The sequence below is a fragment of the Actibacterium pelagium genome (assembly GCF_002285415.1).
Taxonomy (GTDB): Bacteria; Pseudomonadota; Alphaproteobacteria; order Rhodobacterales; family Rhodobacteraceae; genus Actibacterium_B; species Actibacterium_B pelagium.
Genome location: NZ_NSBU01000007.1, coordinates 20,808 through 34,505, shown reverse-complemented (window position 1 = coordinate 34,505; position 13,698 = coordinate 20,808). Strand labels below are relative to the sequence as shown.

11 protein-coding genes are annotated in these 13,698 nt (G+C 55.7%); 4 read left to right on the top strand and 7 right to left on the bottom strand.

Features of this window, described 5'->3' with window-relative positions:
* Positions 1-95: 95 nt before the first annotated feature.
* The 3 genes from dld to CLM58_RS09100 all read right to left on the bottom strand — a co-directional run bounded on the left by dld (position 96) and on the right by CLM58_RS09100 (position 5,005).
* Positions 96-1,778 carry a D-lactate dehydrogenase gene (gene dld, locus CLM58_RS09110; RefSeq protein WP_095595644.1) on the bottom strand — a complete coding sequence of 561 codons (1,683 nt, stop codon included), beginning with the start codon at positions 1,776-1,778 and terminating at the stop codon, positions 96-98.
* Between the two features lie 12 nt (positions 1,779-1,790).
* On the bottom strand, positions 1,791-3,854 hold the full coding sequence (locus CLM58_RS09105; RefSeq protein WP_095595643.1) for a TRAP transporter large permease subunit: 2,064 nt from the start codon (positions 3,852-3,854) through the stop codon (positions 1,791-1,793).
* A gap of 98 nt (positions 3,855-3,952) precedes the next feature.
* A complete protein-coding gene (locus CLM58_RS09100; protein WP_095595642.1) occupies positions 3,953-5,005 on the bottom strand; it encodes a TRAP transporter substrate-binding protein in 1,053 nt (350 codons plus the stop codon).
* 302 nt (positions 5,006-5,307) lie between these two features.
* Here CLM58_RS09100 and CLM58_RS09095 point away from each other — a divergent pair, with 302 nt between their 5' ends.
* Entirely contained in the window at positions 5,308-6,081 is a 774-nt protein-coding gene (locus CLM58_RS09095) for a FadR/GntR family transcriptional regulator (RefSeq protein WP_095595641.1), read from the top strand.
* A 55-nt stretch (positions 6,082-6,136) separates the two neighbouring features.
* Here the strand turns inward: CLM58_RS09095 and CLM58_RS09090 are convergent, their stop codons facing one another.
* From CLM58_RS09090 to CLM58_RS09075, 4 genes are read right to left on the bottom strand one after another with little or no spacing between them, the layout of a single operon-like run.
* Positions 6,137-6,703, bottom strand: a complete 567-nt coding sequence (locus CLM58_RS09090) for a hemerythrin domain-containing protein (protein WP_095597028.1) — start codon at positions 6,701-6,703, stop codon at positions 6,137-6,139.
* Between the two features lie 40 nt (positions 6,704-6,743).
* Positions 6,744-7,352, bottom strand: coding sequence for a VOC family protein (locus CLM58_RS09085; protein ID WP_373286793.1), 609 nt, complete (start codon positions 7,350-7,352; stop codon positions 6,744-6,746).
* 4 nt (positions 7,353-7,356) lie between these two features.
* A complete protein-coding gene (locus tag CLM58_RS09080) occupies positions 7,357-8,691 on the bottom strand; it encodes a phenylacetate--CoA ligase family protein (protein ID WP_095595640.1) in 1,335 nt (444 codons plus the stop codon).
* Positions 8,688-9,470, bottom strand: a complete 783-nt coding sequence (locus CLM58_RS09075) for a citryl-CoA lyase (RefSeq protein ID WP_095595639.1) — start codon at positions 9,468-9,470, stop codon at positions 8,688-8,690. The genes CLM58_RS09080 and CLM58_RS09075 overlap by 4 nt, the downstream gene beginning before the upstream one ends.
* 366 nt (positions 9,471-9,836) lie before the next feature.
* Between CLM58_RS09075 and dctP the strand changes: the two genes are divergently transcribed.
* From dctP to CLM58_RS09060, 3 genes are all read left to right on the top strand, one after another.
* A complete protein-coding gene (dctP, locus tag CLM58_RS09070; RefSeq protein ID WP_095595638.1) occupies positions 9,837-10,937 on the top strand; it encodes a TRAP transporter substrate-binding protein DctP in 1,101 nt (366 codons plus the stop codon).
* Between the two features lie 83 nt (positions 10,938-11,020).
* On the top strand, positions 11,021-12,322 hold the full coding sequence (locus CLM58_RS09065; protein ID WP_095595637.1) for a TRAP transporter small permease subunit: 1,302 nt from the start codon (positions 11,021-11,023) through the stop codon (positions 12,320-12,322).
* 3 nt (positions 12,323-12,325) lie between these two features.
* Positions 12,326-13,681: a TRAP transporter large permease gene (locus tag CLM58_RS09060; protein WP_095595636.1), complete on the top strand. Its 1,356-nt coding sequence runs from the start codon at positions 12,326-12,328 to the stop codon at positions 13,679-13,681.
* Positions 13,682-13,698 lie beyond the last annotated feature (17 nt).

The window sequence follows — 13,698 nt, the reverse complement described above, 5'->3', positions numbered from 1 at the left end:
CTCGGCAGAAAGTATTCACTTTCAGCCGAATTCAAATCTAATGCAGACAGACTACTTCAATTGGACACAAGAATAGGAAGTAGGTGTCTAACTGGTCAGGCGTAGTTCTTCTTGCGCGACATCTTCCCGATGCCTGGGTTCATACTATTGGTCGGGTCCACCGACTTATAGAACTCTGCCAGCCCTTCTTTGGCCGGATAAAGATGGCCGACATTGTGTTCTGCCGGGTATTCCGCGCCACGTTGATCCAGAATTTCCAGCATGGCTTTCTTGATCGCAACCGGGTCTGCACCTTTCTTCAAGATGTAATCCTGATGCAGAACGTGGCACATGAAATGGCCATAGTAGAGCTTGCTGACCATCTGGTCCGCGATCTCATCCGGAAGTTCTTCGAACCAATCAATGTCGTTCCGACGCAGCGCGATATCCAAGGCGATGATGTCTTCAACCTTGGCGCTATGCACCGCCATGTAACGCACTGCCGCCCCTGCAGCCGCAAAGCGGAGCAGACCGGCCAGTTTGGCCTCGCGGTCATCGCATTCGAAGAAGTCAAAGCCATCGTCGGTCGCCAATCCTGTCAAAAGGGCCCGCGCTTCATCAATTCCACCATCCCGCATCTTAAGGATCAGGTGGTGGGGATAGGATTTGCGGAATTGGCGCATCCGTTTCGGCAGGATATCGGGCCAAAGCCGGGACAGGACCTGCATGAACCGGTCGGTGAAACTCGCCATACCAGGAATGTTTTCCAGACGCGCATCCACCGCACCTTTGAGGGCAAAGAACATCGGCAGCCGGTCTGTCCCCAGCTTGTCGATCATCACCATCGTGTCCTTGCCGTAGACATCCGAGATATCGAAGACCTCTTCATGCATGTATTCGGCGCTGACGGGCAGCGTTTTGAACTCTGACAGGATGCGACGACGAAGGTCGGCCAGAGAAGCCGTATCCTTGGCCCCGATATAGAAAGTCCGCTCGATAGCGTTCATCGGATATGTGTCCAGACGAACGGCAAAAACCGCCAGTTTTCCGGCACATCCAGCGGCTTCATACAGCCGGGACGTATCGGCATTGAACCGCGCGGGCGTATCTGCATCTACATCACGCACCCGTTGGGCATAATCCGTAGACGACGCCTTGCGATTATCCATTTCGATATCGTCCGGTGTGTAGGTGCCATCTTCCAACCGGGTCAAAATCTGCTCCGGCGTGTCGCCAAGATCGATCCCAAGGTGGTTCACCAGCTCTAACTGACCGTCTTTGGTGATCTGTGCGTACAGAGACAATTCCGTGTAAGACGGCCCGCGTTCGACCAGCGAGCCACCAGAGTTATTACAGACCCCGCCCACGACAGAGGCCCCAATGCAAGATGATCCAATCACCGAATGCGGTTGGCGGCGCAGCGGTGTGAGAAGCTTTTCAAGGGCAAAAAGCGTCGAGCCCGGAAAGCTGATCACCTGCTCACCATCCCGGATCAACTGCAATTGATCCATGCGGCGCGTGTTGATCAGAACAACATCGCGATCATAAGTGCCCTTCGGGGTCGAGCCTTCGGTCAGGCCGGTGTTTGCAGCCTGCATGATGACGATCTTATCGGCTGCCACGCACGCCTGCAGAACCTTCCACTGCTCTAGCAATGTAGCGGGCTGGACGACCGCCAACGCATCGCCTTCGCCCGACCGGAAGCCACGGCGAAAGCGCCGGGTGGCGCGGGCGCTGGTCATCACGTGACGACGCCCGCAAATGGCTTCCAGTTTTCCGATCAGTTCACCATCGGTCATGGTGCGGCCTCCCTAGTAGGCTACCGAAGGCAGCCATGTTGCTAGTTGAGGCCAGAGGAACACGAACATCAGGCCGGTCAACTGCAGCAATACGAAGGGAATGATACCTTTGTAGATGTCCGTCAGCTTGATCTGCGGAGGGCACACCCCTTTCAGGTAGAAGAGTGCAAAACCAACGGGCGGCGTCAAGAAGCTGGTTTGCAAGGTGACGGCCACAAGGATCACGAACCACAAAAGCGCCGGTTCATCAATCGCGCCAAAGCCGGGGATATCCAGTCCCAGCCCATTAACGATCGGGCGCATCAATGGCAGGACGATCAGGGTGATCTCGATCCAATCCAAAACGAACCCCAGAAGGAAGACGATGAACAAGATCATAAAGACGGTGCCATACGGACCAAGGCCGGTGCCCTGGATCATGTCTTCGATCAGTGCATCGCCACCCAGTTCCCTCAGGACATAAGAGAAAACCGTCGCACCAAGGAAAATCGCGAAGATATAGGCCGTGGTGTTGAAGGTGGACTTCAACACGTTGATCAGCTTGCGCAAAGTCAACTTGCGATAGCCCAGCGCAAGTAGGGTCGCACCCAGCGCCCCGATACCAGAAGCCTCGGTCGGGGTGGTGATGCCCGCGAAGATCGAGCCCAGAACCGTCAGGATCAACGCCAATGTCGGCAGCACAGCGATCAGCACATCTTTGACAGCCGCCCAATCCGGGGCCTTTGCACCTTCGGGCACCGGGGCTACGTCGCGCTTCACCAAAGCGATGATGAAGATATAGGTCAGGTACAGACCACCAATAATCACGCCCGGGAAAACCGCTGCCATGAACAAGTCACCCACTGACAGCGCCATCTGGTCAGCCATGATCACCAGCATGATCGACGGCGGGATCAGGATACCAAGGGTACCAGAGGCCGCGACAACGCCAGTCGCCAGAGAGTTATTGTATTTCTGCTCGACCATCGACGGCAGAGACAGAACACCAAGCAAAACGACCGAGGCACCGATGATCCCAGTTGAGGCCGCGAGAATGATCCCGATCAGGGTCACGGTAATGGCCAGACCACCGCGCACCGTGCCGAATAGGCGCTGCATCGAGGTCATCAGACGTTCTGCCACACCGGATTCATCCAGCATCAGTCCCATGAAGATGAACATGGGCAAGGCAACCAGAACCGCGTTTGACATGGTCGCGTAGACCCGGTTCACCACCGCGCCAAGTGTAAGGTAATCCAGACCGGTCAGGGTGCCTTCCAACCCGGTCCACAGCATAAGATCATTGTCGAACAGATAGGCGATGCCGCAAAAGGCCACCCCCACCCCGGCCAGCGTCCACGCCACCGGAAAACCTGTGAAAAGCAAGGCGATGAAGGTCAGGAACATCGCGATGACCAGCTTTTCCTCAGTCGTATGAACAAGGAAAGTCAGCGCGACAGCGACGGTTGCAAAGCCAAGGATCGCCCAGAGGATCAGGCGCAGCCCCTTGCCCTCACGCTCTTCCGGCAGGTTGGCCCAAAGAGCGTGGCCGTCATGGATCAGGCGAGCCAATGCGGCCAAAGCCAAAAGGACAAAGCTAAGCGGGATCACAGCCTTCAGCGCCCAACGTGCCGGCAGCCCGGTTGGGCTGTCTGAGCGCTCGTTCACGCGCCAACTTTCATAGAAATAGTCGTACCCCTGATCGACCATCAGATAGATGAACGGAACCAGCAGGGTCAGAATGCCCAGAACTTCGATGACCCGCTGTGCCCGGCGCGACAGTTGCATATGCAACAGGTCGACGCGCACGTGACTGTCTGTGACCAGCGCATAAGAAATGCCCACCATGGTCACGAGACCGTAGAAATGCCACTGGATCTCATCCAGCTTGGGGTAGTTCTGGTTCAGCAAGTAGCGCAGCCCAACCTGCGAGGCGATGGCCAGAACCAACAGGACATTCGCCCACATAACCACATTGCCCACGCCTTTGACGGTTTTGTCCAAGGCAACCGCGAACTTTTGCGTGTCACGGTCTTCGTGCTCGAGAATATCCTCGTAGACCTCAATCGGGTCGGTCACTTGCAGATTTTCGGCCATGGGATCCTCCTCGAAACCGTGGGCTGATGGGAACTAACGGGGCAGAATTGGGTCCGAGGGCGGGAAGCAAAGCCCGCCCTCGGATGCGCAAGCAGAGATTACTTGCGCGGGAGGAAGGCGTTCGTCTTCCAAACCGAATAGCCTTCGCGGAACTCGGTCAGGTCACCCAGAACCTTGGCGAAGAACTCGTCTTTGGCGGCTTCTTCCTTGGCAACCTCATCCCAAGTTGCACGGAAGGTGGCCAGCATCTCGTCGTTCCACTGCTTGATGGTCACGCCGTTGTTTTCGACGTTGTCGATCAGGGCGGCGTGCTGGATGGCTTCACCTTCAGCAAAGCTGTCAGCCATGGACGCTTTACAGGCGTTTTCGATGATCGCCTTGTGCTGATCGCTGGCCTCGTTCCAGACGTCTTTGTTGATCATCAGTTCAAAGACAGTCGCCTGCTGGTGCCAGCCGGGGAAGTAATTGAACTTGACCAGCTTGTGGAAGCCGAGACGCGCGTCGATCGCGGGCATCGAGAATTCGGTCGCGTCGATCGCGCCTTTTTCGAGTGCGGGGAAGATTTCACCACCCGGCAGCAGCGATGTCGCAACGCCTAGCTTCTGCATGACTTTGCCGCCCAGACCGAAGAAGCGCATCTTCAGCCCATTCAGGTCTTCGGCGCTGTTGATCTCTTTGGCGAACCAGCCAGAGGTTTCGGGTGCGATGATCGCGCAGGGCAGGACTTTGACGTTATAGCCAGCCTGATCGTACATCTCTTGGTACAGGCTCATGCCGTTGCCATAGTACAGCCACGCCATGTATTCGCCAGCTTCAGGACCAAACGGAACGGCCGAGAACAGCGGGGCGGCCGGGATTTTCCCTGCCCAGTAGCCTGCCGTGGTGTAGCCCGAGTTGATTTTTCCCGAGGACACAGCGTCCAGAATTTCAAAGGGCGGAACCAGTTTACCCGGTTCATAGACTTTCATCTTCAAGGTGCCGCCAGACATAACATCCAGTTGCTCGGCAACACGCGGGATCGGCGACCCCAGACCCGGCAAAGAGGTCGAGAAAGCAATAGGCGTCTTCAGCAGCATTTTGTCTGCCGCCATTGCTGCCGGTGCAGTCAGCAGCGAAGCAACGACGGTAAGTGAAGTCAGGGTTTTCTTCATGGTTCTCCTCCAGTGAGTGGTCGCCCATCAAGCGACGGTCCAGTCGCATCCATCCCAGCGACACAGCGGTAAATATTATTTACCACCTATTGAGGTCAATATTATTTACCACTAATCGCCATTCTTACGGAACTTCGGGCGGCTGGCTGGGGCAGAAAACTCTCCAATCAATTCGAGCTATCTCGTTTGATTTCAGGGCGTTAAATACGAAACGTATATCCAAAAGAGATTTTTCTGTAATTCTCTTGACCGTTTGCCTTGGTAAAGTAATCTGACAACCCAATTCATTTTTTGAGCGCACCATGAGCGATACGAGCCCCTTTGAACCTGTCGGACACGAATCGGTCGCGGATGCGGCGATCGAGCAAATTGAATCGATGATCGTCGACGGAATCCTGAAAGAAGGTCGCAAACTGCCCTCGGAACGTGAGCTTGCAGAAGCGATGGGAATTTCTCGCCCCAAACTGCGCGAAGCTCTTCAGGTCCTGGAAACGCGTGGCTTGATCAACGTACGCCATGGCGAAGGCAGCTTTGTTGCCTCTCTTACGGGCAATGCCATGTCCCCTGCGTTGCTTGCGCTCTATGCACGCCACGGCTCAGCCTTTTACGACTACCTTGAATACCGCCGCGAGCAGGAAGTTTTTGCCTGCCGCCTTGCCGCCATGCGTGCGACCGCTCCTGACAAAGAGCGGTTGAGAGAAATTCTGCAGAAGATGATCACCGCCTGGGAAGAAGGCGACCTTGAAACCGGCAAGCAGGCAGATTTCGATTTGCATGTCGCAATGGTCGACGCCTCTCAGAACACCACGCTGATCCACATGATGGCCTCGGTCTATGACCTGACCCGCCAAGGCGTTTTCTATAATCGGGACTTCCTGCGCACCTTGGATGGTGCCGGAAAGAAACTTTTGGACCAGCATATCGAAATCGTAGAAGCGATCTGCAGCGGAGACCCCAAGCGTGCCGAAGACGCTGCACGCGCGCACATGGATTTCGTTGAAGAGTCTTTCCGACAGACACAGGCGCAAAAGGAAAGAGAAACCCGGGCCGCGAAACGGCGTCAACTGGCGACCTAGGTAAACGACTAGTCGGCCGCTTACCCTTGGTGACAAACGCCCTTTTAGTCACGGCTTAGCCGAGCCCATTTGCCCCATGTTTCAAGATGACCGGGACGACGAGTTCTTCTTCATCAATCAGGTGCCGCGATAACAGAGCCTCCAGAGATTGAGTTTCATCGAGGAATTTGGCGGTCTCGCGCGTCGACTGAGCGTCTGCGTTGATCACCGCGTTCGCGGCTTCGACGTAACGATACAAGATATCGTCCAAGGCGTGATGGTCGCGATCAAGGATGTCGAAACCGCGCGACACTCTTGTGTCCAGTTTTGCCAGCACCGGAAAGTAATGCATGTCCTCGATATTGTGATGGCCGTGCAGATCCCCAACGAGCATCGAACCAAATCGTGAGACAGATGCCTGATACGCCCTTGCATCCACCTCTTTATCCAGCCGCTTTTGGGTTTCGGCGGTCAGAACGTCCATAAGACGACGGAACATCATGTGCCGTTCCAGCCAGAACCGGATCAAACCGTCAAAACCGGGATGCGCCTGCCAGATGTCGCGCGGATACTCGTTAAGCAGCACCTTCAGTGCATCGGGCAAGCCTTCGCGCTTGCCCAGATCGCTTAGCTCAGCGTCCATTCCACTTTTGCCTTCAAACATTTGATGTAACCCAGTCGGCTTAGTTTCTTCCATACGGGTTTCGCGCAGAGCGATCTGACGACAGAGATTGTTGATCGCGCTGCACCAGCTTTTCGATCGCGTCCGCCAGATGTTCCTTGTCGATATGGTGATCGCCACGTGCCACCCGGATGCGGTGCGCTTCGATCATGACATCGGCATGGCGGCACCCTTCCGGGGGTTCAAAGCGGTAGGACGCCAGCTCGATCCGAAGGCCCAGCGGGTCACGGAAGTAAATAGAGTCCATGAAGCCACGATCGACCGGCCCAGAATGCTTTACGCCACGGGCATCAAGGCGTTCAGGGATTTGCCAAAACGTTGCCTGACTGACGTTAAGCGCAAGGTGGTGCAGCGAACCTGTATCTTCGGGCACGGCGGTCGCATCCGGTTTCCGCTCTTCGTTGGTGAAGATGGTAATCAGACGCCCATCGCCCGGATCGAAATAAAGGTGACCCTCATTCGGGTTGTCGAGGTTCGGCTGATCAAAGACGAAAGGCATGCCAAGCACCCCCTCCCAAAAGTCGATCGACGTTTGCCGATCGGCCCCGATGATGGTGATGTGGTGAACACCTTGCGTCTGAATTAATTTCAGTTCGTTCGCTTTATCCATTTGTCTATTCCCCCTTCGCGCCGCTTTCCGCGGCTTCAGTCCAGTCTATCAGTTTTGATTTGTAATCGGTTCTGGGTAGCGACCCATAGTCAACCAAGGTGACTTCGGTAGAGACCAAAAGCTCGTCGCGTATCCGCTTGCGGATAAGGTCGGACAAAGCGGGATTGGCTTGCTCGTCTTTCGCCAACTCAACGACAACCGATAATGGTGGCGTCTGCCGCACCTCTTTGGTTTTCGGTTTGATCGAGATTGTACCACTGACACCTTTCCCAATCTTGCCCACGACATCTCGTACGGCCGAAGGGAAGAGATTGACACCTCTAACGATCAAAAGGTCGTCGGTCCGCCCGATACACCGAATTCTGGGACCGCTTCGGCCACAGGGGCAGGCACCGGTGCTCAGCCGCACCCTGTCGCGAGAGCGAAAGCGAAGAAGCGGTGCCGCTTTGTGCTTGAGATGCGTGTAAACCAGCTCTCCCTCAGCGCCGTCTTCCATCGGAACGGGGGCCCCGGTCGCCGGATCAATAAGTTCAAAATGAACCAAGCCGTCGCCAGAGAAGTGCATGCCGGTCTGATGGGTGCATTCCCCCCAAAGCGAGACCGAAATGTCGCCGATACCCATGGCCTCGGTCACGCGCGCGCCCCAAGCAGCTTCTATGCGTTGTCGCATCGCGGATTCCCCACCGCCCGGTTCGCCCGCTACAAGAATTTTGTTCACCGAAGACCCAGCTGTGTCGATCCCGCGCTCGGCGGCCCATTCAGCAAGGTACTGAGCATAAGAAGGCGTACAGCCAAGGGTCGTGGGTTTCAGAAGTTGAACGGCAGCCATCAATCGTTCGGTGTTTCCCGCGCCAACAGGAATGTGACACACCCCAAGTTTGGCAAAGGCATCCAGCGTAACGCCAGCGACAAAGGGGCCAGCGTTGTAGGTCGTGACCATCCGCTCGCCTTTAGCCAGCCCGCTGGCACCATAGGAGCGAGTCGAAATCTCTACCCAGTTCGCCAAATCTTCGGCTGTCAGTGGAATGTAGCTGGGCGTCCCGGTGGTTCCGCTTGTCGAATAGACACGCACGACATCCGACATGGGGGCCGCAAGGTGGCGGCCTATCGGGTGATTTTCATCTCGGGCTGCGCGAAGCTCGTCCTTTTCGGTGAATGGAAGCTGCGAAATCTCATCAAGCCCGCCGGCCTCTTCGGCTGACGAAATGCCAGCAGCAGCCAGCTTCGACCGATAGAACTCAGAATGCTCAAGGAGATATGCGATTTGGGCCCGGTAAGCTGCATCAAGCTCTGGGTCAGACTTACCCGTTAATGGTTTAGAAACGCTAGACTGGCTCATTCCGAGCCTCCGCCAGGATCGAAGCTGATCCCCTTCTCGGCGTGGTGGGCCAAGGTAAATCCAATGGGTGTTTCGCTTTCCTCAGCCAGATGCGCCAACAGGCTTGCCGTTCGTGCCAAGATTGGGATCGCTTTCAGCACCGAGGCCGGAAACTCCAGATCAAGAAGCACCGCCGGGATGGCAAATGACACGTTCATCGGCAAAGGCTTTGCCCAGAGCCGAGTGACGGAGTCTTCCACCTCACGGGCAAGTTTGGAATAGGTGCCCATCACGCCGCGTTCTTCAGCCAGATTCAGAATGCGCTGCGCGCGCGGATCGACAGGTTTGTGCAACGGATGCCCAAAACCCGGAATGCGTCGCCCGCTGTCACGCAGCTCGACGATAATGTCGTCTACTGCTTCACCGCTGTTCGCAATTCGGTTTTGAGTTTCCAGAAGGAACTGTCCTGCGATCTCGGTCGTTCCAAGAATGACTTTGCCACAGCCAAGCAACCCGGCAGCGACGGCGCCCTGCAGGAAATCCGGGTCCGCCGCATAGGTCATGCGCGCGGCTTGGTTGGTCGGGACCAATCCATGTTCGGCAATCGAAACCAGCAATAGATCGAGAAAGAAAGTCTGCTCTGCCGTAGGTCTGCGGCCTGTCGTCAGAAGGAAAAAATATTCGGTGAAACTGACACCTCCCATCAACTCGTTCACCAGGTCATGGTTGCGAACCGTGATAGCGTCGTGAGTTGCTGTCGAGATTGACGTTGTCGCCTTTCCCGCTTTTCCTATCTGCATGAGATGCCTCCCTTTTACCGACATTACCACTCGCATGAAGCAACCTAACATAAATTGAGAAAAGGCAACCGATGGCGTGCTTCCTTTCCGGCTCGCCGCCTGAGAGGGGGCAGGTTGCCGTCTCAATGCCGGCAGGCGGTGCGAAATTCTCAACTCTGGAGTGAGTCCCCCAAAATCATTCGAGACAGAGCCCTAAACACCCCTTCCGCGGCCTCCAGCCCCCTGAAAACACAGGTTTTTCTTGAGAAACTTTCAAATTCTAGAAGAAAAAATTACCAAAAATCGAAAAACGCGCTAACGTTGTCGTCTGGCAGGGTCAATGCTCGCAAAAAACGACGCAGGCCAAGCCAACAAGGGAGGAAAGAAATGACTAACAATTCAACCACACGTCGTAACGCTCTGCGTGCTCTGGCAGGAGCAGGCGCCGCCACCTTGGCAGCACCTCACATTGCCTCTGCTGCAGCGCATGGGACAACATGGAGAATTCAGACAAGCTGGCCAGGTGGTGCAGGCTTGCAGATCTTCAAAGACTGGTGTGCGACGATCCAAGAAAAAACCGGTGGCGAACTGTCGTTCCAGCCGTTTGGCGCTGGCGACGTCGTTGGCGACTTCCAACTCGCGGATGCTGTGAAGAACGGCGTTCTGGAAGCGATCAACCCGTTCACCATTTACTATCAGGGCATCATCCCGGCGGCGACCTTCATGACCAGCTACCCGCTTGGTCTGCGTAACCCGCACGAGTGGGATGTGTTCTATTACAGCCTCGGCGGTCTTGAGATCGCACGCGAACTGTTCGCGGCGCAAGGCCTGCACTTCGTGGGTCCGGTCCACCATGGCCCGAACATCATTCACTCGAAGGTGCCGATCCGCTCGATCGACGACTTCGCAGGACGCAAGATGCGCGTACCGGGCGGCATGGTCGCCGAGGTATTCTCGGAAATCGGTGCGGAAACCACCGTTCTTCCGGGTTCGGAGATCTTCCCTGCGCTTGAAAAAGGTACCATCGACGTGGCCGACTATGTGGGTCCGGCGGTTAACTACGCTCTGGGCTTTAGCCAGGTCACTGACTACATCTCGATGGGCCCTCCGGGCTTCATGTCGCTGTATCAGCCGGTTGACCTTATGGACATCACGGTCGGCAAAGCCGCCTGGGACGCCCTAAGCCCGGAAATGCAGCAGTTTGTCGAGATGGAAACACACGTCTATTCCGATATGCACCACGCGGCGATCCAGAAAGCGGACCAGGAAGCGTGGGCCAAGTTTGAAGAGGACGGGACCGAGGTCACGCGTCTGTCGCAGGACGACGTTGAACTGATGACCGAAGTCGCAATTCCGATCTGGTTCAAATACGCCAACCGGGACAAGAATGCAGCGCGGATCTTCAAGATTCAGCTGGATTACATGATGTCCGGTTCGTTGGGCTATGTTCGCCCTGAGCAGATCGAAGGTCTTGAACTGGACCTCTAAGACACTCTGAAAATCAACGATACCACCGGCGGGTTTCATCGCCGGTGGTTTGATTTGCACTACCAGAAAACAGGATCGTCAGAATGCCTGGCCTCAGCTTTACGCTGCCCCATTGGCTTTATTGGGTCGGACTCATCGGGTTCCCCCTCATCGCCATGGTCTTAGCGCGTCGCCCCGCACCAAAACGCAAACAATATTCATCCGTGTTGGGATACATGATCCTGATCGCAGGCGGTATTATCGGCTTACACCGGTTTTACCTGAAAAGCCTGCTCGGGCTTGTTTACCTACCAATCTTCTTGGTGATCCTTGTCGCCAATACGAATGAACAAGCCGCTCGGAACATCGAGTCTGATGTCGCGAACCAAGTTCGGGTCGCGGAACGTACAATCAGTCGCGAAGCACCTAGGGTCGAAGAAGCCCGCGCGAGCTTGGCAGAGTATCAGGCTGCCTTTGATGAGGCGGAAGAAGGCTCTTTCGCGAAACGCTCAGCAGAGCGACGCTTGGAACGTGCCCAGGGCACGATCGAGAAGAGCAGTCAAAAACTTGCAGAAGCAGAGCAATCTCTGGCCGAGATCGGCAACGCCTTGGAAGAAGCCACCGGAAACCGTGCTTTCTGGAACTCTCTTGCGGGATATGCCTTCTACGTGATCTTGGCTCTTCTGCTGATTGACGCCGTGCTTCTACCGAAGATGGTGCGGAGCGCGAATGCGAAGCTTGATCACAGCGAAGACCACGAAATCCCCGAGGTGGATGCCACCGGCGAGGCCCCCAAAGACGATCGCGACTATGCCGAAAACTGGATAGACCGGCTTTCGTTGGTTTGCGGCGAATTTGTCTCTTACTGGGCTGTGATCGCGGTATTGGTCTACTACTACGAAGTGGTGGCCCGCTATGTCTTCAACAGCCCGACAAACTGGGCTCATGAAGCGATGTACCTAATGTTCGGCATGCAGTACCTGATTGCAGGGTCCTACGCGATGCTGACAGAGACACACGTCCGGGTGGATATCTTCTATGCCCCGATGAAACGCAAATCCAAAGCGTGGGTAGATCTTCTAACGTCGATCTTCTTCTTCATTTTTGCTGGTACCCTTTTGATTACCAGCTGGATTTTCGCAATGGACGCACTGGCCGTTCCAACCGGGAACTCGGTTCTGTCTGAATGGGCTCGTGGGCAGCTATCCACCACGGAAATGCTGGCAAATCTGAACCTTGCTCAGTGGACCGACCCGAATATCCGTTGGGGTGAAATCAGTTTTAACGAATGGGAAGTTCCGCTTTGGCCAATGAAATGGGTCATGGTTATGGGGGGCCTTCTGTTGGTCTTACAAGGCGTATCGAAGGTGTCGAAAGACATCCGCGCGATCGCGCGGGGAGAATAAGTCATGGGTCTTGATATCGGTATTGAGCTGCTAACGCTCATCATGTTCGGCAGCCTTCTTGCGCTGCTGATGGCTGGTCTTCCCTTGGCCTTCGTGACCGGGGGCCTTGCCTGCGTGTTCTTGTTTCTGTTGGGGGACGCAAATGCCCTGAACATCGTTCCAAGTCGCGTTTTCCCACTGATGACCAACTACCAGCTTTCGGCCATCCCGCTGTTTATCTTTATGGCGGCGATGCTCGAGAGGGCAGGCATCATCAACGATATGTTCGATGTGATCTACAAGGTGCTTGGGGGCGTTAAAGGCGGTCTTGCTGCGGCAACGATCATCGCGTCCACGGTCCTTGCTGCGATGGTCGGTGTGATCGGTGCTGCCGTTGTGACAATGGGGATTATTGCGCTGCCAGCGATGCTGTCGCGCGGGTACGACCCCAAGATCGCAATGGGTTCGATCATGGCGGGGGGAACACTTGGCATCCTTATCCCGCCGTCTATCCTAGCCATCATCTATGCGGTTGTTGCAGAACAGTCCGTGGGCGAACTGTTCATCGGCGCAGTCATTCCCGGCCTTCTGCTGTCGGGCATGTACATCGTCTATGTCCTGCTCCGCTCGCTCATCAACCCTGATCTAGGTCCTCCGATTCCGGTTTCGGAACGCGTGTCCACCGCCGAAAAGGTCCAGCTGATCGGCAAGATGTCTGCTCCGATTGCCCTGATCGTGGTTGTGCTGGGTGTGATCTTCTCGGGCGTTGCGACGCCTGTGGAGGCGGCCGGCATTGGTACGTTTGGCGCATTCATCGTTGCGGCCATTCACCGCAAGCTGGATTGGCCGACCATTCGTGGTGCCTGCCTGACAACGTTGAAGGCAAGCGCGATGGTCATCTGGATCATGTTCGGTGCCACGATCTTCGTCGGCCTCTATGTTCTGGAAGGCGGTCAGCAGTTTGTTCAAGACAGCCTTGCAGCGACAGGCCTTGGCCCTTGGGGCATTCTGATCGTGATGATGGTGGTACTTGTCGTGCTCGGCATGTTCCTCGATTGGGTCGGCATCCTGCTGCTTTGTGTTCCAATCTTTGTCCCGATCATCAAGGCAATGGGTCCAGAGCCTTTCGGCATGACAGATCCGAACGACCTAGTTCTGTGGTTCGGGGTTCTCTACCTTGTGAACATGCAGATGTCGTTCCTGTCACCACCGTTTGGCTATGCTTTGTTCTACCTTCGTGGTGTGGCACCGGCTGAAATCCCGATGAGCGACATCTTCAAGGCGGCCCTGCCCTTCCTTGCGTTGCAGATCCTTGGTCTTGTCATCTGTATGCTCTTCCCAGAGATCATCACTTGGCTGCCAAATCTGGTTTACGGGTAAGGCGTAACTGCATCAGA